The sequence below is a fragment of the Streptomyces sp. NPDC025784 genome (assembly GCF_055558435.1).
The window spans coordinates 58,576-84,642 of record NZ_JBVHMN010000024.1; the positions used below are offsets into that span (position 1 = coordinate 58,576).

General features: G+C 71.7%; 21 protein-coding genes. 16 read left to right on the top strand and 5 right to left on the bottom strand.

The window, feature by feature from the left end; translation table 11 throughout:
- Positions 1-216 precede the first annotated feature (216 nt).
- Together ACZ4IF_RS38245 and ACZ4IF_RS38250 are read left to right on the top strand one after the other, a co-directional pair.
- Positions 217-1,824: an MFS transporter gene (locus tag ACZ4IF_RS38245; RefSeq protein WP_467571767.1), complete on the top strand. Its 1,608-nt coding sequence runs from the start codon at positions 217-219 to the stop codon at positions 1,822-1,824.
- Positions 1,825-2,076: 252 nt separating this feature from the next.
- Entirely contained in the window at positions 2,077-3,267 is a 1,191-nt protein-coding gene (locus ACZ4IF_RS38250) for an acyl-CoA dehydrogenase family protein (protein WP_467571770.1), read from the top strand.
- Between the two features lie 44 nt (positions 3,268-3,311).
- On the opposite strand, the gene ACZ4IF_RS38255 is transcribed toward ACZ4IF_RS38250, so the two are convergent.
- Positions 3,312-3,749, bottom strand: coding sequence for a cell division protein SepF (locus ACZ4IF_RS38255; protein WP_028805261.1), 438 nt, complete (start codon positions 3,747-3,749; stop codon positions 3,312-3,314).
- 290 nt (positions 3,750-4,039) lie between these two features.
- Between ACZ4IF_RS38255 and ACZ4IF_RS38260 the strand changes: the two genes are divergently transcribed.
- Complete coding sequence (locus tag ACZ4IF_RS38260; protein ID WP_467571774.1) at positions 4,040-5,338, top strand: DUF5685 family protein; 1,299 nt, start codon at positions 4,040-4,042, stop codon at positions 5,336-5,338.
- A 258-nt stretch (positions 5,339-5,596) separates the two neighbouring features.
- Here the strand turns inward: ACZ4IF_RS38260 and ACZ4IF_RS38265 are convergent, their stop codons facing one another.
- Positions 5,597-6,553 carry an ABC transporter substrate-binding protein gene (locus tag ACZ4IF_RS38265; protein WP_467571777.1) on the bottom strand — a complete coding sequence of 319 codons (957 nt, stop codon included), beginning with the start codon at positions 6,551-6,553 and terminating at the stop codon, positions 5,597-5,599.
- Between the two features lie 436 nt (positions 6,554-6,989).
- Between ACZ4IF_RS38265 and ACZ4IF_RS38270 the strand changes: the two genes are divergently transcribed.
- The 11 genes from ACZ4IF_RS38270 (at position 6,990) to ACZ4IF_RS38320 (ending at position 22,213) form a co-directional block, all read left to right on the top strand.
- Positions 6,990-7,841, top strand: coding sequence for an amino acid ABC transporter permease (locus tag ACZ4IF_RS38270; RefSeq protein WP_467571779.1), 852 nt, complete (start codon positions 6,990-6,992; stop codon positions 7,839-7,841).
- Positions 7,838-9,592, top strand: a complete 1,755-nt coding sequence (locus tag ACZ4IF_RS38275) for an FAD/NAD(P)-binding protein (RefSeq protein WP_467571782.1) — start codon at positions 7,838-7,840, stop codon at positions 9,590-9,592. The genes ACZ4IF_RS38270 and ACZ4IF_RS38275 overlap by 4 nt, the downstream gene beginning before the upstream one ends.
- 123 nt (positions 9,593-9,715) lie before the next feature.
- Complete coding sequence (locus ACZ4IF_RS38280) at positions 9,716-10,468, top strand: amino acid ABC transporter ATP-binding protein (RefSeq protein ID WP_467571998.1); 753 nt, start codon at positions 9,716-9,718, stop codon at positions 10,466-10,468.
- Between the two features lie 76 nt (positions 10,469-10,544).
- A complete protein-coding gene (locus ACZ4IF_RS38285) occupies positions 10,545-11,624 on the top strand; it encodes an LLM class flavin-dependent oxidoreductase (protein WP_467571785.1) in 1,080 nt (359 codons plus the stop codon).
- Positions 11,621-12,955, top strand: coding sequence for an NtaA/DmoA family FMN-dependent monooxygenase (locus ACZ4IF_RS38290; protein WP_467571788.1), 1,335 nt, complete (start codon positions 11,621-11,623; stop codon positions 12,953-12,955). Before ACZ4IF_RS38285 ends, ACZ4IF_RS38290 begins: the two co-directional genes overlap by 4 nt.
- A 4-nt stretch (positions 12,956-12,959) precedes the next feature.
- Positions 12,960-13,742 carry a DUF1684 domain-containing protein gene (locus tag ACZ4IF_RS38295; protein WP_467571791.1) on the top strand — a complete coding sequence of 261 codons (783 nt, stop codon included), beginning with the start codon at positions 12,960-12,962 and terminating at the stop codon, positions 13,740-13,742.
- 259 nt (positions 13,743-14,001) lie between these two features.
- Positions 14,002-14,901, top strand: coding sequence for a S1 family peptidase (locus ACZ4IF_RS38300; protein WP_467571794.1), 900 nt, complete (start codon positions 14,002-14,004; stop codon positions 14,899-14,901).
- 226 nt (positions 14,902-15,127) lie between these two features.
- The gene (locus tag ACZ4IF_RS38305) at positions 15,128-16,135 is read left to right on the top strand and encodes a slipin family protein (protein WP_467572001.1); all 1,008 of its coding nucleotides are present in this window, start codon (positions 15,128-15,130) and stop codon (positions 16,133-16,135) included.
- A 289-nt stretch (positions 16,136-16,424) separates the two neighbouring features.
- Positions 16,425-17,507: a S1 family peptidase gene (locus ACZ4IF_RS38310; protein WP_467571797.1), complete on the top strand. Its 1,083-nt coding sequence runs from the start codon at positions 16,425-16,427 to the stop codon at positions 17,505-17,507.
- Between the two features lie 228 nt (positions 17,508-17,735).
- On the top strand, positions 17,736-21,242 hold the full coding sequence (locus ACZ4IF_RS38315) for a DNA polymerase III subunit alpha (protein ID WP_467571801.1): 3,507 nt from the start codon (positions 17,736-17,738) through the stop codon (positions 21,240-21,242).
- Entirely contained in the window at positions 21,239-22,213 is a 975-nt protein-coding gene (locus ACZ4IF_RS38320) for a DNA polymerase Y family protein (protein WP_467571804.1), read from the top strand. Before ACZ4IF_RS38315 ends, ACZ4IF_RS38320 begins: the two co-directional genes overlap by 4 nt.
- A gap of 112 nt (positions 22,214-22,325) precedes the next feature.
- Here ACZ4IF_RS38320 and ACZ4IF_RS38325 read toward each other — a convergent pair whose 3' ends face one another.
- Both ACZ4IF_RS38325 and ACZ4IF_RS38330 read right to left on the bottom strand, forming a co-directional pair.
- Positions 22,326-22,526: a hypothetical protein gene (locus ACZ4IF_RS38325; RefSeq protein ID WP_467571806.1), complete on the bottom strand. Its 201-nt coding sequence runs from the start codon at positions 22,524-22,526 to the stop codon at positions 22,326-22,328.
- A gap of 96 nt (positions 22,527-22,622) precedes the next feature.
- Positions 22,623-22,997, bottom strand: a complete 375-nt coding sequence (locus tag ACZ4IF_RS38330; RefSeq protein ID WP_467571808.1) for a cupin domain-containing protein — start codon at positions 22,995-22,997, stop codon at positions 22,623-22,625.
- 105 nt (positions 22,998-23,102) lie between these two features.
- On the opposite strand from ACZ4IF_RS38330, the gene ACZ4IF_RS38335 reads away from it, so the two are divergent.
- Together ACZ4IF_RS38335 and ACZ4IF_RS38340 are read left to right on the top strand one after the other, a co-directional pair.
- Positions 23,103-23,546: a MarR family winged helix-turn-helix transcriptional regulator gene (locus ACZ4IF_RS38335; protein WP_359492673.1), complete on the top strand. Its 444-nt coding sequence runs from the start codon at positions 23,103-23,105 to the stop codon at positions 23,544-23,546.
- A 171-nt stretch (positions 23,547-23,717) separates the two neighbouring features.
- On the top strand, positions 23,718-24,578 hold the full coding sequence (locus ACZ4IF_RS38340; RefSeq protein WP_359492671.1) for an esterase/lipase family protein: 861 nt from the start codon (positions 23,718-23,720) through the stop codon (positions 24,576-24,578).
- A gap of 58 nt (positions 24,579-24,636) precedes the next feature.
- Here the strand turns inward: ACZ4IF_RS38340 and ACZ4IF_RS38345 are convergent, their stop codons facing one another.
- Positions 24,637-25,683, bottom strand: a complete 1,047-nt coding sequence (locus tag ACZ4IF_RS38345; RefSeq protein WP_467571811.1) for a lytic polysaccharide monooxygenase auxiliary activity family 9 protein — start codon at positions 25,681-25,683, stop codon at positions 24,637-24,639.
- Positions 25,684-26,067 lie beyond the last annotated feature (384 nt).

A 26,067-nucleotide genomic window follows, 5' to 3' on the forward strand; every position in this document is an offset into this window, starting at 1 on the left:
GCGTGGTGCTCCGAGGGGAGCGTGGCGCACGCCACACGCAATGCGGGAAGAACGTGAGAGGTCTGCCACGCGTCATCACCGGGAACTCGCGTACTGTGGGCCGCTCACTCGCCTTTGTTGCGTGGGCCGGGACTCCGCTCCCCCAGGCCACAGCCCCAGGGAGTCCCCACCCTGAGGTTTCCGCCGAACGCGAGGGAACATCTGGGAGGTACGTACATGTCCGGGACGACCACGGCCGCTGCGCGATGCCGTCGGGAGACCGGGGCCGGTGCCAACCGCTGGGTCGTGCTCGTCGTCCTGTGCGTCAGTCTGCTGCTGGTGGCGCTCGACGCCACGGTGCTGCACGTCGCGGTGCCCGCCGTCACCGAGGACCTCAGGCCCGGCGCGATAGAGCTGCTCTGGATCGTCGACATCTATCCGCTGGTCTGCGCCTCGCTCCTCATACTGTTCGGCACGCTCGGCGACCGCGTCGGCCGCCGACGCGTCCTCCTGCTCGGCTACGCCCTCTTCGGCGTCGCCTCGGCCGTCGCTGCCTGCGCCGACAGCGCGCAGCTCCTGATCTTCGCGCGGGCCCTGCTCGGCGTCGGCGGCGCGATGATCATGCCCGCCACGCTCTCGATCCTGCGCCAGGTCTTCCCCGACCGGCGGGAGCGGGCCCTGGCGATCGGCATCTGGAGCGCGGTCGCCGCCGTGGGCGCGGCGGTGGGACCGCTGCTCGGCGGCTTCCTCCTCGAACACTTCTGGTGGGGGTCCGTCTTCCTGGTCAACATCCCGTTGATGCTGGTCAGCCTGCCGATCGGACGGATGCTGCTGCCCGAGTCGAAGGGCGACCGCAACGGTCCCTGGGACATCGTCGGAGCCCTGATGGCCGCCGCCGGACTCTTCGGGCTCGTCCTCGGCGTGAAGCGGCTCGGCGGCGGGGAGGCCCCGTTCGGCCCGCTCACGCTGGGCCCCCTGCTCCTGGGCGGGGCGCTGCTGGCCGGCTTCGTCCGGCGCCAGCGGCGGCGTGCGCATCCGCTGGTCGACCTGCGGATGTTCGCGCGGCCCGCGTTCAGCACCTCGGTGGGATGCATCGTCCTCGCCATGCTCGCCCTGGTCGGTCTGGAGCTGATCGCGGCGCAGTACCTCCAGCTCGTGCTCGGCCTCTCGCCGCTGGAGACGGGGCTGCGGCTGCTGCCGCTCACCGTCGCGGCGATGGCCGCCGGGCTCGCCGGGGCGAAGATGCTGCGGCGGTTCGGCCCGCGCACGATGGTCAGCCTCGGCTTCTGCCTGACCGCCGCCGCGGTCGTCACGCTGACCGCGATGGGCGGGAACGACAACACAGGGCTGCTGCTCTTCGGCTTCGTGCTGCTCGGTTTCGGCCTGGAGACCACGCTCTTCGGGGCGTACGAGTCGATGCTGAGCGAGGCGCCGCCCGCGCAGGCCGGTGGGGCCGCCGCCATCGGCGAGACCTCGTACCAGCTGGGTGCGGGCATCGGGATCGCCCTGCTGGGGAGCGTGATGAACGCCGCGTACAAGCCGGGGCTCTCGTCGGTTCCCGGGGTTCCGGCCGCCGACTCGACCGCGGCGGGGCACTCGCTCGGGGAGGCGTACGAGGTCGCCGGGCGGCTCGGCGGGGCGCCCGGCGCGGCCCTTCGGCATGCCGCGCGGGACTCCTTCGTGCACGGACTGCATGTGACCCTGCTGGTCAGCGCGGGCCTGCTGATGCTGGGCGCGGTGATGGCGCTGCGGCTGCCGCGGGTCATGGAGTGCCCGGCTCCGGCGGCGGGTCCGGCGGAGATCCCGGCACCCCGCGAGGTCGCCGAGTCCCGTGTGACCGCGTAGCTCTCCCCGCCCCTGCGCCCACCGGCTCTGCCCGCCGGCCCGTGTGCCCTCCGGCTCCGCCCGCGGGCCCGTGCGGGTCTTCCGGCAGGGCGCGTGCCCGTGCCGCGTGGCCCTGCGTTCGTGACGCGTGGCCGTGCGTTCGTGTTCGTGGTCGTGTGGGGAGGGCCCCTGGACGTGCGGGACACTGCGTCGTAACGTCGGCCGCGACGTCGTAACTAACACTGCTAGTTTTAGCGTGCCGGAGGCTGCCTCATGTCCGCGTCCTCGAAGCTCCCGCCCTTCGACCCCGCCGACCCGCTCGGCATCGACGACCTGCTGGACCCGGAGGACCTCGCCGTCCGCGACACCGTGCGGACCTGGGCGGCCGACCGGGTGCTGCCGCACGTCGCCGAGTGGTACGAGAAGGGCGAGCTGCCCGGAATCCGGGAGCTGGCGCGCGAGCTCGGCGCCATCGGGGCACTCGGCATGTCGCTCCAGGGGTACGGGTGCGCCGGGGCGTCCGCGGTGCAGTACGGTCTCGCCTGCCTGGAACTGGAGGCCGCCGACTCCGGCATCCGTTCCCTCGTCTCCGTGCAGGGCTCCCTCGCCATGTACGCCATCCACCGGTTCGGCAGCGAGGAGCAGAAGCAGAACTGGCTGCCGCGGATGGCCTCCGGAGAGATCATCGGGTGCTTCGGGCTCACCGAGCCCGACCACGGCTCCGACCCCGCCTCCATGCGCACCCACGCCAAGCGTGACGGCGGCGACTGGGTCCTCAACGGCCGGAAGATGTGGATCACCAACGGGTCCGTCGCCGGGGTCGCCGTGGTCTGGGCCCAGACGGACGACGGAATCCGCGGCTTCGTCGTCCCCACCGACGCGCCCGGCTTCTCCGCGCCCGAGATCAAGCACAAGTGGTCGCTGCGGGCGAGCGTCACCAGCGAGCTCGTCCTGGACGACGTACGGCTGCCCGCCGACGCCGTGCTGCCGGACGTCGTCGGGCTGAAGGGACCGCTCAGCTGTCTCTCGCACGCCCGCTACGGGATCGTGTGGGGCGCCATGGGCGCGGCGCGGGCCAGTTTCGAGGCCGCCGTCGAGTACGCGAAGACGCGCGAGCAGTTCGGCCGGCCCATCGGCGGCTTCCAGCTGACCCAGGCGAAGCTCGCCGACATGGCGGTCGAGCTGCACAAGGGAATTCTGCTCGCCCACCACCTCGGGCGGCGCATGGACGCGGGACGGCTCCGTCCCGAACAGGTCAGTTTCGGCAAACTCAACAACGTGCGGGAGGCGATCGAGATCTGCCGCACCGCGCGGACGATCCTCGGCGCCAACGGAATCTCGCTCGAATACCCCGTGATGCGGCACGCCACGAATCTGGAGTCGGTGCTCACCTACGAGGGCACCGTCGAGATGCACCAACTCGTGCTGGGCAAGGCGCTCACCGGACTCGACGCCTTCCGGTAGAGCCCTGGGGACCCCGTGGGGCAGGGCCGGTGAGCGGCCCTGCCTCAGCTCTGGTTGAAGAAACCGTCCGTCTGACGGCCCGCGGCCTCGCCGCTGACGATCTCCGTGTTGGCGGGGGTCAGCAGGAAGACCCGGGTGGCGACCCGCTCGATCGTGCCGCGCAGGCCGAAGGTCAGGCCGGCCGCGAAGTCCACCACGCGCTTGGCGTCGGCGGGCTCCATGGACGTGAGGTTGATGATCACCGGGACGCCGTCCCGGAAGAGCTCGCCGATGCCGCGCGCGTCCCGGAAGCTGTCCGGGGTGACCGTGCCGATCCGGCGGCCCTTCTCCTCCGCCGTCTCGGACGCGACCTTCACCCGCGGGTCGGTGACCCAGGCCTCGCCGGACTCCTGTCCCTCGGCGTAGTCGTCGTCGTAGTAACGCTCGTCATCGTTGTCGTCGACGAGGCCAAGCCAGGCACTCGCCTTGCGCACCGATCCCATGGACGCCTCCTCTCACAGCGGTCTTTCGTGCTTTCCGCATCCCCATGGTCGTCCATGATGCGGATGTCGCGCCAAGTGGATAGACGCCGCGCGGGGGTTTCGTGACGGTACTGGTGCACAGCGAATCCGTCGAGAGCCCCGGTATCCCAAGGGTCTTGCTGTGTACGGCTGCTGACTGAGAGTGAAATATGATTTGCCACGGCGTTCGGGTGACGGTCGGTGCGTACGGGTGAACGGAGTGGTCGTTAGGATGCCGCCGCTCAACGTCGTACGTGTCACGGGGGAGTGTCGTGTTCGGAATCGTGAGGCCCTGTAGCCACCGTCTCGGTGAAGGGCTCAAGACCCAGTGGATGGCCCACCTGTGCGGGCTGTGCCTCGCGCTGCGCGGTGACCACGGGCAGTTCGCGCGGATCGTCACGAACTATGACGGTCTGCTGATATCCGTTCTGACGGAGGCTCAGGCGGAGCGGGCGACGGGATGGCGCCGGACCGCCGGGCCCTGCCCGCTGCGCGGCATGCGCACCGCCTCCGTCGCCCAGGGCGAGGGGGCTCGCCTGGCCGCCGCCGTCTCGCTGGTGCTCGCCTCGGCGAAGGTCCGCGACCACGTGGCCGACGGGGACGGGCTGTTGGCGCGCCGGCCCGTGGCGCTCGCCGCCCGCCGGGTCGCCGCGAGCTGGGGCAGGGCCGGCGCGCGCACCGGTTCCGACGTCGGCTTCGACACCGCCGTGCTCGTCGACGCCGTGGACCGGCAGATCGGCATCGAGGCGCTGGCCGGGCCCGGAACGCCGCTGCTCACCGTCACCGAACCGACCGAGACCGCCACGGCCGCGGCCTTCGCGCACACCGCCGTACTCGCCGGCCGGCCCGGCAACGCGGAGCCGCTCGCCGAGGCGGGACGGCTCTTCGGACGGCTGGCGCATCTGCTGGACGCCGTCGAGGACAGGGAAACTGACGCCGCGTCGGGAGCGTGGAACCCGCTCACGGCCACCGGGACGTCGCTCACCGAGGCGCGGCGGCTCGCCGACGACGCCCTGCGCGGGATCCGGCTCGCGCTGCGCGAGGTCCGGTTCACCGACGGCAAGCTGGCGCATCTGCTGCTGGCGCACGAGCTGGGCCGGTCGGTGGACCGCGCGTTCGGCTCGTCCGCGTGCGGGCACACGGCGGACGGCGCGCACGGGGCGGGTGGCGTCCTGGCGCCGCCGACCGGTCCGGCCGGCGGTGTGCATCCGGCCGAGGGTTCGTTCGGGCCGCCCCAGCACGGCGGCCCCTACGGCCCGCAGAGCCCCCACGCCCCGCACGGTCCCTACGATCCACAGAACCCGTACGCCGGTGGCGGCAACCCCTTCGGCGGCGGACCCTCCTTCCAGCCGCCCGGTCCCGGAAAGCGCGGCTTCTGGGCCGGGTGCGCCGCCGCGATCGGCCTGTGCTGCACCTGCAAGGTCTGCTGCGCCGAGGAGTACGAGGGTCCCTGGTCGCGCAAGAAGCGCGAGGGCTGCCTCAGCGACTGTGACTGCGACTGCAACTGCTGCGAGGCCTGCCAGTGCTGCGAGTGCTGTGAATGCTGCTCGTGCTGCGACTGCGGGCTGTGAGGGCCCGCGGGCGGGAGTGAGCCGCGTGCTCGCCGCGGGTCGGGGGCGTGCCCCGGCCCCTGTCGTCGGGTTGGACATGCACCGGTTCCTGCCGCGGTCGGACACGCCTCTCGCTCTCGCCGCGGGTCGGACACGCCCCCGTCCTTGCCGCGGGACACGCGCCCCGCCCTTGCCGCGGGTCGGGCATGACCTGAGACAGGGGCGGGGGAGGTGTGTCGCGCGGAGCGGCCAAGTGCTCCGCAGCAGCGGTGAGTTGATTCAGTCCTTCAGTTCCGGCGGCGAGATCCGCGACGTCTCGATGGCCGAGCCGGTCGTCCCCCACTTGTCGAGGATCTTCGCGTACGTCCCGTCGGCGATGAGCTTGTTCACCGCGGCCCGGAAGGCGGGCGCCAGTTTCGTGCCCTTCTTGAAGGCGAAGCCGACGTCGAGGCGGTGGAACTCGTTGAGGAACTTCACGCCCTGCTGGTGGGCGACGGCGTAGCGCAGGCCGTTGATGGTGCTCATCACGATGTCGCTGCGGCCCTGTTGCAGTGACGACCAGATGGCGCCCTGCTCGCTGTACGTCTGCACCTTGTACGGCTTCTTGCCGGCCTCGGCGCAGGCCTTCTTGTTCTCCTCCAGCGTCGCCTCGAAGGTCGTCCCCGCGGCGGTCGCGACGTTCAGGCCGCACAGCTGCGTCAGTTCGGTGATCTTCGAGAGCTTGCTGTCGGCGCGGGTGGCGAAGCCCTGGCCGTCGTTGATGTACGTGACGAAGTCGATGGTCCGGCGGCGTTCGTCGGTGACGCCGAAGTTGCTGGCGCCGACGTCGTACTTGCCGCTGCCCAGGGCCGGCAGGATCGCCTCGAAACTCGCGGACTCCTGCTTCAGTTCGATGCCGAGCGTCTTCGCGACCGCGTTCGCGAAGTCGACGTCCTGGCCGGTCAGGGTCTTCCCGTCGGTGAGGTAGGTGGTGCCGGGCGGTGCGCCGGAGATGCTGACCCCGACGGTGAGCGAGGTGGTGCCGGCCGGCAGCAGCCGAGCCGCGGCCTCGTCCTTGCGGACGGCCGAGACGACGTCCGTGGTGGGGATCTTGTCGGCCTCGGCGGCGGCCTGGACGGTGCCCGCCCCGCCGGTGCCGTCCGAGCCGGAGCCGCAGGCGGTGAGCAGCAGTGTCGTGGAGGCGAGAAGAGCAAATGTCGCAAAATACCGATTTCGGGTACGCGTGAACGTACTCATCGTGTGCGGTCTCCTGAAGGCAGGCGGCGAGAAGGCGTGACGCGGTGCGGCGCGACGCCGGGAGGGGAGGGGTACGCGTGTGAAGGCGGGGAAGGCCGGGAGAACGGCGGAAAAGGCGAGACGCGACAACTGCCCGAGGGGGCGTGCGCGCAGGGGGTCAGCTCAACAGGACGAGGACCACACTCGACCGAAGTCGATGTGGGAGCGCGTGACCAGCCACTGCTGCGGATGCATGCGCCAAGTGGAACAGGCATCCGTTTCCTCGTCAACTGGCCTGAGACGTACGGCTCACAGTGTGGACATGCTTGACAGTGAACGGAAACGGCACCGTACTCTCGATCGACGGCCCTGCTGAGGGGCTCGGCCGTCGGCGCCCCGAGGCGCTCCGTGTGAAGGCATCCACCGTGTTCGATCCGACGTATCACGGAGCCTTCGCATGTCCTCCGACACCCTCACCAAGGCCGCCGCGGCCGCACCACAGGAAGCGGCGCCCCTGCGCATCGTCCCGCAACGCCGTCTCGGACTGTGGACCACCGCGGTCGCGGTCCTGGTCCTGCTCGGGCTCGCCCTCAACTCCCTTGCGCACAACGACGCCTTCCAGTGGGACGTCGTCGGCGACTACTTCACCTCGGCCTCCGTACTGCGCGGCCTCTGGCTCACCCTCTGGCTGACCGCGGTCGTCATGGCGCTCGGCTTCGCTCTCGGCACCCTGCTCGCCGCGTTCCGCCTCTCCACCAACCCCGTTCTCCGGGCGGTCAGTTGGGGGTACGTCTGGCTCTTCCGGTCGATGCCGATCCTGGTGCAGCTGCTGTTCTGGTTCAACATCGGGGCGCTGTATCCGCAGATCCTCGGCGTGAAGACGGTGAACCTGCTGGGCCCGGTCACCGTCGCCGTCCTCGGACTGACCCTGCACGAGGCCGCGTACGCCGCCGAAGTGGTGCGCGGCGGCATCCTCTCCGTCGACCGCGGCCAGATCGAGGCGGCACAGGCGCTGGGCCTGAGCCGGTGGCGCCGTTGGCGCAGGATCGTGCTGCCGCAGGCGATGCGCTCCATCGTGCCGCCGGCCGGCAACATGCTGATCGGCACCCTCAAGGGCACGTCCATCGTCAGCGTCATCGCCGTTCAGGACCTGCTCTACTCGGTGCAGCTCGTGTACCACCGCACCTACCAGGTCATGCCGCTGCTCATGGTGGCCACGCTCTGGTACGTCGTCGTCACCTCCGTGCTGAGCGTCGGCCAGTACTACGTCGAGAAGCACTATGCGCGCGGCTCGGAGCGCACGCGATGAGGCCCTCGCTGGTGATCGTCGGAGCCGGTCCGCGGGGGACCGGTCTGCTGGAGCGGATCGCCGCCAACGCCGCGGAGCTGTACGGGGATCAGGACCTGGACATCCATCTCGTCGACCCCTATCCGCCCGGCGCCGGACGCATCTGGCGCGAAGCGCAGTCACCGCTGCTGTGGATGAACTCGCAGGCCCAGGACGTCACGATGTTCACCGACCCGACGGTGGACATGGCGGGCCCGGTCCTCGAAGGCCCCACCCTGCACGAATGGGCGGGCCTGGACGGACGCACCTTCGCGGACCGGCCCCAACAGGGCGCCTACCTGCGCTGGGTGTACGAGCGCGCCGTGGCCGCGCTGCCGCCGGGCGTCCGGGTGCACCACCACGCTCGGCGCGCCCTGCGGGTCGGCGGTCCCGCCGAGGGCCGTCAGCAGGTGTGGCTGGAGGGCCGGCCCCGGCCGCTCCTCGCCGACCTCGTCGTCCTGACCCTCGGCCATCTCGACGCCGAACTCGACGACGAGCAGCGTGCGTTGTCCGACCATGCCCGCGAGCACGGCCTGGTCCATCTGCCACCCGACTTCACCGCCGACAGCGACCTGTCCGTCCTCGCCCCCGGCGAACCCGTCCTCGTGCGCGGCTTCGGACTGGCCTTCGTCGACCTGATGGTGCTCCTCACCGAGGGACGCGGCGGGCGCCACGACGGGGAGACGTACCACCCGTCCGGTCGCGAGCCCATCCTCTACGTCGGGTCCCGGCGAGGCGTCCCCTACCACTCCAAGATCGGCTACGACTGGGAGGGCGAACGGCCCCCGCTGCCCCGCTTCTTCGGGCCGGCCGAGGTCGACGCGCTCCTCGCGCGCCCCGACGGCTTCGACTTCCGCGAGGACGTCTGGCCCCTCATCGAGAAGGAACTGGGCTTCGCCCACTACCACCGGCTGTTCTCCGCGCACCCCGGACGCACCCGCACCGCGTGGACGGACTTCGAGGCGAAGTACGCGGCCGGCGACGCCGCCGGGATCCGGGCCCTGGTGGCCGCCGCGGTGCCCGACCCCGCCGACCGGCTGGACCTGACCGCCCTCGACCATCCGCTGGAGGGAGTGCGGTACGCCTCGCCCGAGGAGCTCCAGCGCGGCCTGCGCAGTTACATCGAGCAGGACCTGAACAGGCGTCACGATCTGACGCACAGCCCGGACTTGGCGGTCTTCCTCGGGCTGCTCTCGGTCTACGGCCAACTGGTCCGGCTCGGCGACATCGGCTCGTGGTGGCACGGCTTCTTCAGCTATCTGGCGTCGGGCCCGCCCGGCCCGCGGCTGCGGCAGATGCTCGCCCTGTCCCGGGCCGGAATCCTCAGATTCGTGGGCGCCGGCATGACCGTCACCGCCGAGCAGGACGTCTTCCGGGCGAGCGGCGCCGGCGTGCCCGGCGCGACCGTCGAGGCCCGCGCACTCGTCGAGGCCCGCCTGCCCCACCCCACCGTCGCAGGCAGCCGGGACCCCCTGCTGCGCGAGCTGCACGCCGACGGAGCCGCCACGACCCCCGAGGGACTGCTCGCCGTCGACCCCGCGGACGGCCGGATCCTGGACGCCTCCGGCACCCCGCACCCCCGGCGCTTCGCGCTCGGTCCGCACACCGACGCCCGGGGTTCCGGCGCCTTCACCCGGCCGCGCACCGGCGGCCCGGCCTTCCGGCAGAACGACGCGACGGCCCGTGCCGCGCTGGACTTCCTGCGCGCACTGCCCCGCCGCGCCGCCGCCTGACGCCGTACCCGTCTCCGTCCTCCGTGAAGGGAACCACCACCGATGAACGCGCCCGACGAGGCCAACGGCGGGACCGCAGTCTCCGCCGCGGCGGCCGGCACGAACCAGGCCGGGACCGCCGCCATGGTCGACATCAAGTCCGTCCGCAAGAGCTTCGGTGCACTGGAGGTGCTCAAGGGCATCGACCTCCAGGTGCGCTCCGGGGAGGTCACCGTCGTCATCGGGCCCTCCGGCTCCGGCAAGTCGACGCTGCTGCGCACCATCAACCATCTGGAGAAGGTCGACCAGGGCCGGATCAGCGTCGACGGCGCGCTCGTCGGCTACCGGCGCTCCGGCGACAAGCTGTACGAGCTGCCCGAACGCGAGATCCTCGGACAGCGCACCCGGATCGGCTTCGTCTTCCAGAACTTCAACCTCTTCCCGCACCTCACGGTGCTGGAGAACATCGTGGAGGCGCCGGTCCACGCCCTGAAGCGGTCCCGTGAGGACGCCCTCGCCGCGGCACGCCGGCTGCTCGACCGGGTCGGGCTCGCCGACAAGGCGGACGCCTATCCGAAGCAGCTCTCGGGCGGCCAGCAGCAGCGCGTCGCCATCGCCCGCGCCCTCGCTCTCGAACCGAAGCTGCTCCTCTTCGACGAGCCGACCTCCGCCCTCGACCCCGAACTGGTCGGCGAAGTCCTCGACGTCATCAAGGACTTGGCCCACCGGGGAACCACGATGATCGTCGTCACGCACGAGATCGGGTTCGCCCGCGAGGTCGCCGACACCGTGGTCTTCATGGACGACGGCCGCATCGTCGAACAGGGCGCTCCCGACGACGTACTGGAGCACCCCGCGCACGAACGCACCCGGGCGTTCCTCGCGAAGGTCCTGTGAACGGGTCCCGCGAGCACGGGCCCCGAGCGGCTTCGGCCCGATGGACCCCACCACCCCCACCGAAAGGTTCCGCGTCATGACCGCACAGCCCGGCCGGGCGCTTCTGCATCTGGCCGCCGCCCTCGACCGGCAGGAGGTTCACGACGCCGCCTCCCTCGGGGAGTCCGTGCGGCTCGCGGAGCTCGGCGCGCTCGACTTCGTCACGCTCGGCGACTCCTTCGTGCGGCCCGGACTCGACGCGCTCGCCGTGCTGGCCCGGCTCGCGCCGGCCACCCGGCGGATCGGTCTGGTGCCGACCGTGGCCACCACCCACACCGAGCCCTTTCACGTCCAGGCCGCCGTCGCGACCCTCGACTGGGTCAGCCGGGGCCGCGCCGGATGGCACATCGACGTGTCGACCACCGAGGGCGAGGCCCGGCTGTTCGGCCGGCGCCACGCCGCCCCCGCCGACGCCCTGTGGCGGGAGGCGGGGGAGGCCGCCGATCTGGCCGCCAGGCTCTGGGACAGCTGGGAGGACGACGCGGTGATCCGCGACGAGGCCACCGGCCGCTTCGTCGACCGGGACAAGCTGCACCACGTCGACTTCGAGGGCAGCGCCTTCGCCGTCAGGGGCCCCTCGACCGTGCCGCGCCCTCCGCAGGGCCACCCCGTGCGGGTGGTCGACGCCACCGAGCGGCACGCCCGGTGGACGGCCACCCGGTACGCGGACGTGGCGCTCGTCCGGGTCGCGGGCCCGGCGCAGGCGCGTGCCGTGCGCGACGAACTGCGGACGGCCGCGGCCGAGTCCGGACGCGACCCCGACGGCCTGCGCGTGCTCGCCGGCCTCTCGGTCGACCTCGGCGACGGCGAGCGCGCCGCCGAGCCGGGCCACGGCGGCGGCGGACCCCGGCAGACCGCGCAGGGCCCGCTGTACCGCGGTGGCCCCGTCGACCTCGCCGAACTGATCGCGGCCTGGCACCGGGCCGACGCCGTCGACGGTTTCCACCTCACGCCCGTCGAGCCGCGCCGTGACCTGGAACGGCTCGTCAACGGAACGGTCCCGCTGCTCCAGCACCGCGGACTGTTCCGCACCTTCTATCCGGGCAGCACGCTCCGGGAGCACCTGGGGCTGGGGCGGCCCGCCAACCAGTACGCCGTGACAGGGGGAGCGTCATGACCGTACGCAAGCAGATCCATCTCGCCGCGCACGTCCCGGGCACCGACGACACCGTCCGTTCCGACCGGCGCTCCGGGTCCCCGGCCGAGTTCGCCTCCTTCGCCCACCTGGCGCGCACCGCCGAACGCGGACTCTTCGACTTCCTCCTCGTCGCGGAGGGACTGCGGCTGCCCGAGCACAAAGGACTCATCCACGATCTCGACGTCGTGGGACGGCCGGAGACCCTGACCGTCCTGAGCGCGCTCGCCGCGACGACCGAGCGGCTCGGGCTGGCCGCAGCGGCCTGCACGGCCTTCCACGAACCGTACGAACTCGCCCGGCGACTCGCCACGCTCGACCACCTCAGCGGGGGCCGGGCGGCCTGGAAGGCGGTGACGTCGCAGGACCCCCGGACGGCCGAGAACTTCCGGCGCCTCGCCCACCCGGACCCGGCAGGCCCTCCCGAAGCTCCCGACTCCGCCGCGACGGTGCTCGGCCCCCTGGCCCGTGCCGCCGAATTCCTGCAGGTCGCACGGGAATTGTGGGACTCCTGGACGCCCGACGGGACGCCCCGCCCGTTCGCATACCAGGGCCGGCATTTCGACATCGCGGGCGAGTTCACCGTGCCGCGCGCGCCGCAGGGGCACCCTGTGGTCATCGGATCCGCGGACTCGCCGCAGGACCGTGAGTTCGCCGCGTCCGTCGCCGACGTCGTGCTCACGCGGCACGGCACCCCGGAGGAGAGCCGCGCGCTCCACGCCGATGTGAAGGGGCGCCTCGCCGCGTACGGCAGGGCGCCTCAGGACCTCAGGATCATGTCCGAGGTCAGCGTCGTCCTCGGTGACACGGCCGCCGAGGCACAGGAACGGGCCGCCACGGTCAGACGAGAGCGGATCTCCCCGCAGAACGCGATCGTCGCCCTGGAACGGATCTGGGGCGTGGACCTCTCCGCCTACGATCCCGACGGCCCCCTCCCCGACAGCGACCCGGACCCCGGATCGACCCTCGTGCGGGGCCGGGCAGAGGCCGCCGAACTCCTCGCGGTCGCCCAGAAGTGGCGGACCCTGTCGCGGGAGAAGGGCCTGTCCATCCGGCAGACCGTCATCGAGGCGTCCGTCCGGCAGTCCTTCGTCGGCACCCCGCAGGCCGTCGCCGACGAACTCGACGAGCTGGTCCGGACGGACGTCGTCGACGGGTTCGTCCTCTTACCGCAGCCGACTCCCGGTGGCCTCGACGAGTTCGTCGACCGGGTGGTGCCGCTGCTCCAGGAGCGCGGCACGTTCCGCACGGAATACACGGGCACCACGTTGCGCTCACACCTCGGGTTGCCGGAGCCCGTATGGAAGGGTTGATCACATGACGACGGACGCATCCGAGGACTGGAAGCAGTGGCACGAGCACCGCACCAGGACGGTGGCCGAACCCTACGGACCGCTCGCCCTCACGGGCACGCACTGGATCGAGGACTATCCGGAGGGTCGACTTCCGGACATCCCCGGGCAATGGACGGCCAAGGACGACGGCGTCGTGCTGGCGGCGGTGGACGAGGACGGACTCACCCTCGACGGACAGCCCTTCACCGGTGAGGTCGTTCTCGACGCCGACTACGGGCCGGCCTCCGGGGCGCGTGTGGGACACGGCGAGCGCCGGTTCGTCGTTCTCGTGCGCGAGGGAGTCTGGGGCGTGCGCGACTACGACCCCGCCGCACCCACGCGCCAGGCATTCGAGGGCATCGAGGCGACCCCTCACGACCCGCGCTGGTCGGTGCCGGGGCACTTCACGCCGTACGGGGAGGACCGCACCGTGCGCGTCGAGAACGCGGACGGCGTCGCGCGCGGCCTCGGGCTCGGCGGCGTCCTCGCCTTCACCCTGGACGACCAGGACCTGACGCTCCAGGTGTCGGTGGAGAGCGACGGCTCGCTGTGGGCCGTCTTCGCCGACACGACCAGCGGGGACAGCAGCTACCGCTTCCGGTTCCTGTGCCCGGCGGCGCCCGACGACGAGGGGCGTACGACGGTGGACTTCAACCGTGCCGTGCTCCCGCCGTGCGCGTTCGCCGACCACTTCATCTGCCCGTTCCCGCCGCCCGGCAACACGCTGGACGCGGCCGTCGAGGCGGGTGAGCGCCGGCTGCGCTGACCGCCACAACTCCGAAGGCGGCCGGGGGCTGCGCCCGTGCCGGGACCGGGAGCCGACGGCAGGGGGACGTACGCAAGTTGAACGCTGCACGGCCGAAAGGTGCCCTTGCGCCGGTCGGCCGTGCGGCCGAATACTCCCCCCAGCGCTTGTCAGGAGCACGGCTTGTCCGGAATCCGGATGAGCGGGCCCCCGGCTGCGCCTCACGGGCCCTCAACCCCACGAGACGAGGACCCCCGACTTCCCTTCGGAGGAACGAAACGTGAGGATCAAGCGCACCACCCCCCGCAGCGGCATAGCGAGACGGACCCGGCTGATCGCCGTGACCACCGGACTCGTGGCCGCGGCCGCGTTCGCGGTCCCCAACGCGAACGCATCCGACGCCCAGACCTTCAGCACCACTCAGCTGAGCAGTGTCAACAAGTCGGTACTCAAGTCCGATGTCGCGGGCACCGCATGGGCGGTCGACGCCAAGACGAACCGGGTGGTCGTCACCGTCGACAGCACGGTCTCGAAGGCCGAGATCGCCAAGATCAAGAAGGATGCGGGCGGCAACGCCGACGCGATCACCATCAAGCACACCCCGGGCAAGTTCAAGAGGCTGATCACCGGCGGCGACGCCATCTACGGCGGCTCCTACCGCTGTTCGCTCGGCTTCAACGTGCACAGCGGGAGCACCTACTACTTCCTGACCGCCGGCCACTGCGGTGAGGTCGCCTCCACCTGGTACTCCAACTCGGGCCACACCACGACGCTGGGCACGAACGTCAGCTACAGCTTCCCGACCAACGACTTCGCGCTGGTCCGCTACACCAACTCCTCGATCGCGCACCCGAGCGCGGTCGGCAGCCAGACCATCACCAGCGCCGCGACGCCCAGCGTCGGCACGACCGTCTACCGCCGTGGCTCGACCACCGGTACGCACAGCGGCCGGGTCACCGCGCTGAACGCCACGGTCAACTACGGTGGCGGCGACGTGGTCTACCAGATGATCCAGACCACCGTCTGCGCCGAGGGCGGCGACAGCGGCGGTCCGCTGTACGGAGGCTCCACGGCCTACGGCCTCACCTCCGGCGGCAGCGGCAACTGCAGCTCCGGCGGCACGACCTTCTTCCAGCCGGTCGTCGAGGCGCTGAACTACTACGGCGTGAGCGTCGGCTGACCGACGGATCACCGACCGACGGATCACCGACCGTCGGACCACCGACCGGACCGGCAACCCCCCACGTCACCACCCGGCCGGACCAGCAGCCGACAGCAGGCGAGCCCCCGCACCCAACCGGTGTGCGGGGGCTCGCTCTTGTTCAGGTGACGGAGTTACCTTCGAAGTACATGCCGTACGCGTTGTACGCGCCTGATGCGCCCACTTCGGACCCTGGGGGGCCGTGATGGTCGAGGAGCTGGTGGCGGCGGGAGTCGCCGTCGCGTCCGCGGGGCTGGTCTATGCGCTGGCCGGTGCCCGAGTGGTCAAACAGTACGAACGGGGCGTGGTGCTGCGGCTCGGCCGCCTGCGCTCGGGCGTACGCGGCCCGGGCTTCACCATGATCGTTCCGGTCGTGGACCGGATCCGCAAGGTCAACATGCAGATCGTGACGATGCCCGTGCCGGCGCAGGAGGGCATCACACGGGACAACGTGACCGTGCGGGTGGACGCGGTCGTCTACTTCAAGGTGGTCGACGCGGCCGACGCGGTCATCCAGGTCGAGGACTACCGGTTCGCGGTCTCGCAGATGGCGCAGACCTCGCTGCGGTCCATCATCGGCAAGAGCGACCTGGACGACCTCCTGTCCAACCGCGAGAAGCTCAACCAGGGCCTGGAGCTGATGATCGACAGCCCGGCCATGGGATGGGGCGTGCAGATCGACCGCGTGGAGATCAAGGACGTGTCGCTGCCGGAGACGATGAAGCGGTCGATGGCCCGGCAGGCCGAGGCCGACCGCGAGCGCCGCGCCCGGGTCATCAACGCGGACGCGGAACTGCAGGCGTCCAGGAAGCTGGCGGAGGCGGCCGGGGTGATGTCCGAGCAGCCCGCGGCGCTCCAGTTGCGGTTGCTGCAGACGGTGGTGGCCGTCGCGGCCGAGAAGAACTCGACGCTCGTGCTCCCGTTCCCGGTGGAGCTCCTCAGGTTCCTGGAGAAGGCGCAGCAGACGGTCGGGGCGCAGCAGCCCGCCGTGACGCAACAGCCGGTCGAGGCACGGCAGTCGGCCGGGCTCCAGGACGCACCGCGGCCGGCCGGAGCGCAGCAGTCCGTCGAGGCGCTGCGCCCCTCGGTCCCGGCCCCGGCACCTTCACCGGCCGAGTTCCAGGAGTCCGGTCCGCCGGTGCGGGAGCAACTTCCGTCCCCGGACGTTCCCTTGAGCGAAGAGCCCGAGGGGTCGAAAACAGGACAGGACTAGTCCTCACCGTCCGCACAACGGTCGCCTGCGCGCAGTGTTTGCACCGGAAACCCACGTGGTACTACCACGCGCAGTCAAGACGCAGGGGGCGTACGCCCGTTGGCGTACGCGCGTCCTGAAGTCGACCTTGTGTGCCCCCTGTGTGCCTGGGAATAGTGGGCTGGGAACAACCGGCACGGACGCGGCTTGACGCGACTTTTTGTCGTGCGCCGGGCCCGTGCGTGTACGCCTTCCGGTCTCGGAGGTCCCCCACGACCTTCGTGACCGACCCCCCACAGGAGGACGTCAGTTGAAGCACCGACGCATACCCAGGCGGCGTGCCGTCATGACGGGTGCGGGCATCGCCGCGCTCGTCGCCGCGGGAGTCACCTTCCAGACTGCGAACGCGAGCGAGACGCCGAGGACCAGCACGCCGCACACCCTCTCGGTCGCGGCGGCCGGAAAGCTCGCCTCGACCCTCGGCAAGGACCTCGGCGCCGACGCGGCGGGAACGTACTACGACGCGAAGTCCCGGCACCTCGTCGTCAACGTGCTCGACGAGACCGCGGCCGAGGCCGTCACGGAGGCCGGCGCCAAGGCCAGAGTCGTCGAGAACTCCCTCGCCGAGTTGAAGAGCGCCCGCGCGACGCTCAGCAGCGACGCGACCATCCCCGGTACGTCGTGGGCGACCGACCCGGAGACCAACAAGGTCGTCGTCACCGCGGACCGCACGGTCTCCGCGGCCGAGTGGACCAAGCTCTCCAAGGTCGTGAAGGGGCTCGGTGCCAAGGCCGAACTCCAGCGCACCAAGGGAGAGTTCAAGCCCTTCATCGCCGGCGGCGACGCCATCACCGGCTCCGGCGGACGCTGCTCGCTCGGCTTCAACGTGGTCAAGGACGGGCAGCCGTACTTCATCACCGCCGGGCACTGCACCGAGGCGATCTCGACCTGGTCGGACTCCAGCGGCACCGAGATCGGCAAGAACGAGCAGTCCAGCTTCCCGGACAATGACTTCGGTCTGGTCAAGTACACCGGGAACGTCGACCACCCGAGCGAGGTCGACCTCTACAACGGCTCCACGCAGGCCATCGCCAAGGCCGGCGACGCCACCGTGGGCATGAAGGTGACCCGCAGCGGCTCCACCACCCAGGTGCACGACGGCACGGTCACCGGCCTGGACGCCACCGTGAACTACGGCAACGGCGACGTCGTCAACGGACTCATCCAGACCGATGTCTGCGCCGAGCCCGGTGACAGCGGCGGCTCGCTCTTCTCCGGCGACACCGCGATCGGCCTCACCTCCGGCGGCAGCGGCGACTGCACCTCGGGTGGCGAGACCTTCTTCCAGCCGGTCACCGAGGCGCTCTCGGCCTTCGGCGCCCAGATCGGCTGACGGCTCACCGTCCCGGCAGAGTCCCGTCCCCGCGCAGGCTGCGGGGGCGGGACTCCGCCGTGTGGACCGGAGAGGCCCCCGCGGCCCGGGCCGGCCGGCGTTTGCGCAGGTGGGAAGGGCTCGGACGGATGTCGCACAGTAGTTCGAAAATTGGTCTATGGTGGGGGTGAGGCAATTGGGAACGAATGTTCGAGAGCTCGTGCGGGCTCACGGGTGCGGGAGGTGCGTGTGCCGGGATTCACGCATCTGCACACCGTGTCCGGGTTCTCCCTGCGGTACGGGGCCTCGCACCCGGAGCGGCTGGCGGAGCGTGCCGCCGAGCGGGGCATGGACGCCCTCGCCCTCACCGACCGGGACACCCTCGCGGGCTCGGTCCGGTTCGCCAAGGCGTGCGCCAGGGCGGGTGTCCGTCCGCTGTTCGGCACCGAGCTCGCGGTGGGGGAGTCCGAGCGCGGCGGGAAGCGGCGCGCCCCGGTCCGCGGCGGCGCCTTCGTCGACGAGTCGGCACCTCGTGCGACCTTCCTCGCCCGGGACGGCGCGGCGGGCTGGGCCGACCTCTGCAGAATCGTTACGGCCGCGCATGCGGGAGACCCGGGCGACCGGCCCCGGCTGTCCTGGCCGGACAACCACGCCGAAGGCCTGACCGTACTCCTCGGCCCCGCCTCCGACGTCGGCCGCGCGCTGGCCGCCGGACGCCCCGACCGGGCCGCGAAGCTGCTCGCGCCCTGGCGGGAGGTCTACGGCGACGCCCTGCGGCTGGAAGCGGTGTGGCACGGCCGCGAGGGGACCGGGCCGGGATCCCTGCGGCTGGCCGCCCGCACGGTCGGGTTCGCCGCCGAACAGCGGGTGCGCCCGGTGCTCAGCAACGCCGTCCGGTACGCCGACCCCGGCATGGGCCCGGTCGCCGACGTCCTGGACGCCGCCCGGCTGCTCGTCCCGGTCGACCCGCGCCGCGGGCTGGACTCGGGCGAGGCCTGGCTCAAGGACGAGGCCGCCATGCTGGGCGCGGCCGAACGGATCGTCGAGGCCGCGGGCTACCGCCGCGACACCGCGCACCACCTGCTCGAACAGACCCGAGCCACCGCCGCCGCCTGTCTCGTCGACCCGGAGGACGACCTGGGCATCGGCACCGTCCACTTCCCCGAAGCGCACCTCGTCGGCGCGGGCCATCGCACCGCCCAGCGGGCCCTGGCCTCCCGCGCGGCGGCGGGCATGGTGCTGCGCGGCTACGACCGTGACCGGGCCTACTGGGAGCGGATGCACCAGGAACTGGACATCATCGCCCACCACGACTTCGCCTCCTACTTCCTGACGGTCGCCCAGGTCGTGGACGACGTACGGGACATGGGCATCAGGGTCGCCGCGCGCGGCTCCGGCGCGGGCTCCCTCGTCAACCACCTCCTCGGCATCGCGCACGCCGACCCCGTCGAGCACGGGCTGCTGATGGAACGCTTCCTGTCCAAGCGGCGCGCGGTGCTGCCCGACATCGACATCGACGTCGAGTCCGCGCGCCGTCTGGAGGTCTACCGCGCGATCATCGCCCGGTTCGGCACCGAGCGGGTCGCCACGGTCTCGATGCCCGAGACCTACCGGGTCCGGCACGCGGTCCGCGACGTGGGCGCCGCCCTCTCTCTCGACCCGGCGGACATCGACCGGATCGCCAAGTCCTTCCCGCACATCCGTGCCCGCGACGCCCGCGCGGCGATGGAGGAACTGCCCGAACTGCGGGAGCTGGCACAGGAGAGCCGGCGGGACGGGGAGAAGTACGGGAGGCTGTGGGAGCTGGTCGAGGCGCTCGACGCCCTCCCGCGCGGCGTCGCCATGCACCCGTGCGGCGTGCTCCTCTCCGACGCCTCCCTGCTCGCCCGTACGCCGGTCGTGCCGACCAGCGGCGAGGGCCTGCCCATGTCGCAGTTCGACAAGGAGGACGTGGAGGACCTCGGGCTGCTCAAGCTCGACGTGCTGGGCGTGCGGATGCAGTCCGCGATGGCGCACGCGGTGGCCGAGGTCGAGCGGGCGACGGGCGACCGGCCGGACCTCGACGCGGTGCCGCCGGGCGACCCGGCGACGTACCGGCTGATCCAGTCGACCGAGACGCTGGGCTGCTTCCAGATCGAGTCCCCGGGCCAGCGCGACCTGGTCGGACGGCTGCAGCCCGCGACCTTCCACGACCTCGTGGTCGACATCTCGCTCTTCCGGCCGGGGCCGGTCGCCGCCGACATGGTGCGGCCGTTCATCGAGGCGCGGCACGGCCGGGCGCCGATCCGCTATCCGCACCCCGACCTGGAGCGGCCGTTGAAGGAGACGTACGGGGTCGTCGTCTTCCACGAGCAGATCATCGACATCGTCGACATCATGACCGGCTGCGGACGCGACGAGGCGGACCGGGTGCGGCGCGGGCTCTCCGACCCCGAGTCGCAGGGGCGGATCCGGTTCTGGTTCGCGCAGCACGCGGCGGCGAAGGGGTACGACGCCGACACCGTCGCGCGCACCTGGGAGATCGTCGAGGCCTTCGGGTCGTACGGTTTCTGCAAGGCGCACGCGGTCGCCTTCGCCGTGCCGACGTACCAGTCGGCCTGGCTGAAGGCCCATCACCCGGCCGCCTTCTACGCGGGGTTGCTCACCCATGACCCCGGGATGTACCCGAAACGGCTGCTGCTGGCGGACGCGCGGCGGCGAGGGGTGCCGATCCTGCCGTTGGACGTGAACCGGTCAGCGGTCGCCCATCGTATCGAACTGGTGTCCGATTCACGGGGGTCGGAGAGCTGGGGCCTCCGGCTGGCGCTCTCCGACGTGCACGGCATCAGCGAGGCCGAGGCCGCGCGGATCGCCGACGGGCAGCCCTACGGCTCGCTGCTCGACTTCTGGGAACGGGCCCGGCCGAGCCGCCCGCTCGCCCAGCGGCTGGCCCAGGTCGGCGCGCTGGACGCCTTCGGCGCCAACCGCCGTGATCTGCAACTGCACCTGACCGAACTGCACCGGGGCGCGCGGGGCGGGCGGGCGGATCAGCTCCCTCCCGCACTCCTCGACATGGGGGAGGCACCCTCGGCCGGAGGGCGGACGACGGCACCGGCCGGGCTGCCCGACCTCTCCTCGGCGGAGCGGCTCAGCGCCGAGCTCGGTGTGCTCTCCATGGACGCCTCCCGCAATCTCATGGACGACCACCGCGGGTTCCTCGAGGAACTGGGCGTGGCCACGGCGCGCCGGCTGCGGGAGGCACGGCACGGTGAGACCGTCCTGGTGGCCGGGTCCAAGGCGGCCACCCAGACCCCGCCGATCCGGTCCGGCAAGCGGGTCATCTTCACCACTCTGGACGACGGCACCGGCCTGGTCGACCTCGCCTTCTTCGACGACTCGCACGACGCCTGCGCCCACACCGTCTTCCACTCCTGGCTGCTGCTGGTGCGCGGAGTGGTGCAGCGCCGAGGCCCGCGCAGCCTCAGCGTGGTGGGCGCGGCGGCCTGGAACCTCGCCGAACTGGTCGAACTGCGCGCCCGGGGCGGCCTCGACGTGGTCGCCGCGCATCTCGCCGAGCCCGCAGCGCGGAAGCCGGAGCCCGGGGAGCGGGAGGAGCCGGCGGGGCCGGGGAAGTCCGGCGACGGTCCGGCGGAGGGTCGCACGATCCGCATGTCCACGGGGTACGAGATGCACCCCTGGGCCGATCTGCGTCCCGCGGGCGAAGGGCCCGCGGGTGGAAAGAAGTTGTGGCACCAGAGTCCGGGGAGTGCGGGATGACCATCCTCTGTGTACGTTTCCAGCTGCCTCCGATGTGCGAGGCGGCCCTGCCTCAACTGCTCGGACTCCTGGAGGACTTCACCCCCGTCGTCGAGGCGCTGCCACCCGACGGGGCGCTGCTGGACCTGCGGGGCGCCGAGCGGTACTTCGGGCGCAGCGCCGTGGAGCTGGCCTCGCTGATCCGGTTGCGGGCGCTCGCCCTGCACGGGATCGACTGCGTGATCGGCGCCGGACCCGGCCCGATGCTCGCGCGGATGGCCCTGCGGGACGCCGCGCCTGGCGTGACCCCCGTGGTGCCCGAGGAGCCGGACGCCGTCGCCGGCTTCCTCGCCGAGCGGCCCGTCGCCGCGCTGCCGGGAGTCGGCGGCGCCACCGCCCGCACCCTGCGCGAGTACGGCCTCGACACCATCGGCGAGGTCGCCGCCGCACCCCTGTCCACACTGCAACGCCTCACCGGCGCCAGGGCCGGCCGCGAACTGCGCGAGAAGGCGTCCGGCATCGACCGCGGCCGGGTCGTGCCGAACGCCACCTCACGCTCCCTCGCCAGCGAACACCCTTTCCGAAGGGACGAGTTGGACCCCTCCTGGCATCGCCGCGCGCTGCTGGGTGCGGCCGAGGACCTGGGTGCCCGGCTGCGCGCCCTGGAGAAGGTCTGCCGCACGCTGACCCTCACCGTCCGGTACGCCGACCGCTCCACGACCACGCGCAGCCGCACCCTGAAGGAGCCGACCGCCCATTCGTCGGCGCTCACCGACACGGCGTACCGCATGTACGAGGCGCTCGGCCTCCAGCGGGCCCGGGTCCGGGGGATCGCCCTGCGCGCCGAGGGGCTCAGCCCCGCCGAACAGGCCTCCTTTCAGCTCACCTTCGACCCGGTGGACGAGAAGGTCCGCCGTATCGAGGAGGTCGCGGACAGGGCGCGGGCGAGGTTCGGGCCGCACGTGATCGGGCCGGGGACGCTGGCCGCGTGACGTCCGGGATCCGGCCGGGGCCGCCAGTGCTGTCACCGCATCGGCCCGCCGGCCCGGGCTGCGGCCCCGCGAGACCGCGGGCCCGGAGCAAGGCTCTCGCGGCACGCACCGGTCAGGCCGCCCGGTCGGCGGCGGCCGGTGCCTGCGCACGCTTGGCCCGCAGCAGCCGTCGGCGCCTGGCGGCACCTCCTGACACGCGGTGCAGGCGGTACGCGCCGGGCCTGTGCGCCGGGTAGGCCAGATGCTTGTGGATGGTCGTGCAGGCGATCTCCTTGAACCTGGCGCCCAGCAGGCCGTCGACGTGGAACTCCACCGCGAGGTCCGACCCCGGTACGCGGGTGATCCTCCGCCTTGCGGTGCACCGCACCGGAGGCCGCGGCCCGATCCGAGCCGATCCGAACGAAATCCCCTAGTTGGCCCACGGAGGCGTGAGGACCGAGCCGTCGGCCAGCTCCGCCCGGAGGCCGATCGACGTGGTGACCCAGGAGACGGCGGTCTCCCGGGTCGGGTTCTCGACGCCGAGGGTGGTCCCCGGATTGATGATCACGGTGTCGCCCGCGGTCACCCGCTCGGTGCGGCCGTCGAGCGTGATCAGCAGTTCGCCGGAGAGGAGATGGAAGATCTCCTCATGGCTGACGGTGTGCTCCGGGGCCTTGAGCCCCGCGGGGATCTCTCCCCGCCAGGCGCACAACTCCTTGCTCCCGCTGCGGGGAGTGGCGTACGAGACGAATCGGGCGCCGTGGATCTCGTGGACGACGGCTTCGGACGAACGGACGACGGGCATGGGCGACTCCTGGATCGCGGGAAGACGGTCAAGCTGCTTGACCATCTCTACGGGCCCTATGGTCAAGCTGCTTGACCAATCCGTCAAGGGTGTTTCAATGCACCCGTGCAGAACTCCGAAGCCATGGCCCTCGCCGTCGCCCTCCTCGCCGCCGCGGGCGAGCTGACGCAGCGCATCAACGACGGAGTCGTGGAGCGCGGGTTCGAGGGGCGGCCCGCCTACGGCTTCGCCTTCGCCCGGCTCTCCGCCGGCGGCGCGACGGTCACCGACCTCGCCGCTCACCTCGGGGTCACCAAGCAGGCCGCCAGTCAGCTGGTCGACGAGCTCGTCCGCAAGGGGTACGTCGAGCGGCACCCGCACCCCGACGACGCGCGCGCCCGCCTGATCGTGCTGACCGAACGGGGCTGGGCCTGTACGCGCGCCGCGGAGGAGGCCGCCGCCGACGTCGTGCGCGCGTGGGGCGACCTGCTGGGCGAGGGTGAAATGCGCGCGTTGCACGACCGTTTGGCGCGCATCGCGCCCTATGGTCCCATCAGGCCTGCCTGGTGACGGTTCATCGGGTGTAGCCGCCACCTTTAATTACCGCTGGAAGTTTTTACTCGCGCGTAACTTCACACCGGAGCTACTCGCCCGTAACTTGACGAGTGAACAGCATCCTCGTGATCCGGATCACAGGGCGTACGCCGTCGCAACTCCCTTGAGCCGCAAGGAGATCACCCGATGCTGCCCTGGAAACGAGTGCTCAGACCCCTCGCCGCGCTGCTGCTGACCGCCGCGGTCGCCGTCGTCCCCGCCGCCACCGCGCAGGCTGAATCCGCCCCCAGCCACGGCTGGAACGACTACTCCTGCAAGCCGTCCGCCGCCCACCCCCGCCCCGTCGTCCTCGTCCACGGAACCTTCGGGAACTCCGTCGACAACTGGCTGGCCCTCGCCCCCTACCTCGAGGTCCGCGGCTACTGCGTCTTCTCCCTCGACTACGGGCAGTTGCCCGGAGTGCCCTTCTTCAACGGCCTCGGCCCCATCGACAAGTCGGCAGGACAGCTCCAGGTCTTCGTCGACAAGGTGCTCGCCGCGACCGGCGCCGCCAAGGCCGACCTCGTCGGCCACTCGCAGGGCGGCATGATGCCCCGCTACTACCTCAAGTTCCTCGGCGGGGCCGCCAAGGTGAACGCCCTCGTCGGCATCGCGCCGGACAACCACGGCACCACCCTCAGCGGCCTCACCAACCTGCTGCCGTACTTCCCGGGCGCCGAGGACCTGCTGAAGGCGACCACTCCCGGACTGGCGGACCAGATCGCCGGCTCCGCCTTCCTGACCAAGCTCAACGCCGGCGGCGACACCGTCGCGGGCGTCCACTACACGGTCATCGCCACCAAGTACGACGAGGTGGCCACGCCGTACCGCTCGCAGTTCCTCAGCGGGCCCGACGTCGACAACGTCCTGCTGCAGGACCTGTGCGGGCTCGACCTCTCCGAGCACGTGGCGATCGGTCTCTTCGACCGCATCGCCTTCCACGAGGTGGCGAACGCCCTCGACCCGGCGCACGCCAAGGCCACCACCTGCGCCTCCGCGTTCAGCTGAGCACGCCGCCGGGGGCTGTCCGGCCTGAGCCGCCGGACAGCCCCCGGATTCCCCGTGCCTAGCGGCCGCGGCGGCCCCCCGTGACCGCGCGGCGCCGGACCGAGGCGAACAGGGCCGCGGCGCCGAGCGCCAGGGCGGCGGCTCCGCCGATCGCGATGTAGGGCGTGCCGGCGTCGCCGCCCGTCTCGGCGAGGTTCCCGGAGGAACCGGCCGCTTCCGGCCGGTTCGAGCCGTCCGTGCCCGCCCCGGCGGGCTGGGCCGAGGCGTCCGCGCCGGCCGCGTCCGTGGCCGCCTTCGGCTCCGCGGACGTACGGGCGTCGTTGTCGCCGTGGCCGTGGTGCTCGACCGTCGACTTGTCGGTGCCGTCCTCGATCTGCTCCTCGGAGGGCGCCGAGGCGGTCGGTGCCGGAGCGGTGCCGCCCGACGAGCCGCTGCTGTCGCCGCTGCCGCTGTCGCCACCGCCGCTCTTGCCGCCGAAGGTGACGTCGGAGCAGGAGTAGAAGGCCTCCGGGCTGTCCGAGCGCTGCCACACCGCGTACAGCAGCTGCTTGCCGGAGCGCGCCGGGAGCGTGCCGGAGAAGGTGTAGAAGCCGCCCGAGGCGACCGGGTCGGTGGCCGTCGCGACCGGGCGCGCCAGATCCAGGTCGTCCCAGGCGAGCGGCTTCGACGGGTCGTAGCCGGCCTTGGTCACGTACACCTTGAACGTGCCCTTGTGCGGCGCGGTGACGCGGTACTTGAAGGTGTACGCGCCGCTGCTCACGGAGGTCGCCGGCCAGTCGGCGCGGGCCAGGTCGAGCCCCTTGAACTCGTCGTTGTTCGCGCTGCACAGCTTGCCGTCGGGTATCAGCTGCTGGTGCCGCCCGTTCGCGTCGCCGATCCGGATCCCGTTCCAGTCGTACAGCGCCTGAGTCCCGCCCGCGGCGACGGCCGCCTTGCAGGCGTCCGACCTCGGGCTCTCGGGTCCCTCCGCGTAGCACTGGGACACCCGGCTGACCGGGTCGCCCATCGAGCCGTGCGCGGACGCGGGGGCGGCGGCCAGTGCCGAGAGCGTGAGCGGGGCGATGCCGACGGTGACGACGGCGACGGCCTTGCGGCGAGCAGACATGAGGGAACTCCTCGGAAACGGTCCTCGGTGTGGGGTGGATCCCGCGGGGGTGATCAGCAAACTAGCCCCAAGAAACCGGAAAATCGCCTGCTGGAGGGGGGTGGGTGAGATCCTTATGGCGCCGTTAAGGCGGGGCTAACGGGGGGCTGAGGAAGGGGGGTGCGGCAGCCCGGCCCACCAGGGCCCGACCCGCTGCACCGTCCGTGGTCCATCCGCTTCCCGAGGGTTGAGATCCGCTGCCGACCTCGCCATGCCCTGCGGCAGATCATCATTGGCGACGGTCTGTACGTCTGCGCCCGCTGTGCTGTCGATCGTCGTCCTCCGGCAGCTCGTCCGCCGGTTGGAGCGCGCCGCTTCGACCGCGTCCGTGGAGGCGGGGGCGAC

Excerpts from the sequence above, each read along its gene's own strand:
- ACZ4IF_RS38250 (WP_467571770.1), top strand. The coding sequence starts at position 2,077 with ATGTCCGCGTCCTCGAAGCTCCCGCCCTTCGACCCCGCCGACCCGCTC.
- ACZ4IF_RS38270 (WP_467571779.1), top strand. The coding sequence starts at position 6,990 with ATGTCCTCCGACACCCTCACCAAGGCCGCCGCGGCCGCACCACAGGAA.
- ACZ4IF_RS38330 (WP_467571808.1), bottom strand. The coding sequence starts at position 22,997 with ATGCCCGTCGTCCGTTCGTCCGAAGCCGTCGTCCACGAGATCCACGGC.
- ACZ4IF_RS38265 (WP_467571777.1), bottom strand. The coding sequence starts at position 6,553 with ATGAGTACGTTCACGCGTACCCGAAATCGGTATTTTGCGACATTTGCT.
- ACZ4IF_RS38245 (WP_467571767.1), top strand. The coding sequence starts at position 217 with ATGTCCGGGACGACCACGGCCGCTGCGCGATGCCGTCGGGAGACCGGG.
- ACZ4IF_RS38275 (WP_467571782.1), top strand. The coding sequence starts at position 7,838 with ATGAGGCCCTCGCTGGTGATCGTCGGAGCCGGTCCGCGGGGGACCGGT.
- ACZ4IF_RS38280 (WP_467571998.1), top strand. The coding sequence starts at position 9,716 with ATGGTCGACATCAAGTCCGTCCGCAAGAGCTTCGGTGCACTGGAGGTG.
- ACZ4IF_RS38290 (WP_467571788.1), top strand. The coding sequence starts at position 11,621 with ATGACCGTACGCAAGCAGATCCATCTCGCCGCGCACGTCCCGGGCACC.
- ACZ4IF_RS38320 (WP_467571804.1), top strand. The coding sequence starts at position 21,239 with ATGACCATCCTCTGTGTACGTTTCCAGCTGCCTCCGATGTGCGAGGCG.
- ACZ4IF_RS38295 (WP_467571791.1), top strand. The coding sequence starts at position 12,960 with ATGACGACGGACGCATCCGAGGACTGGAAGCAGTGGCACGAGCACCGC.
- ACZ4IF_RS38305 (WP_467572001.1), top strand. The coding sequence starts at position 15,128 with ATGGTCGAGGAGCTGGTGGCGGCGGGAGTCGCCGTCGCGTCCGCGGGG.
- ACZ4IF_RS38345 (WP_467571811.1), bottom strand. The coding sequence starts at position 25,683 with ATGTCTGCTCGCCGCAAGGCCGTCGCCGTCGTCACCGTCGGCATCGCC.
- ACZ4IF_RS38285 (WP_467571785.1), top strand. The coding sequence starts at position 10,545 with ATGACCGCACAGCCCGGCCGGGCGCTTCTGCATCTGGCCGCCGCCCTC.
- ACZ4IF_RS38340 (WP_359492671.1), top strand. The coding sequence starts at position 23,718 with ATGCTGCCCTGGAAACGAGTGCTCAGACCCCTCGCCGCGCTGCTGCTG.
- ACZ4IF_RS38255 (WP_028805261.1), bottom strand. The coding sequence starts at position 3,749 with ATGGGATCGGTGCGCAAGGCGAGTGCCTGGCTTGGCCTCGTCGACGAC.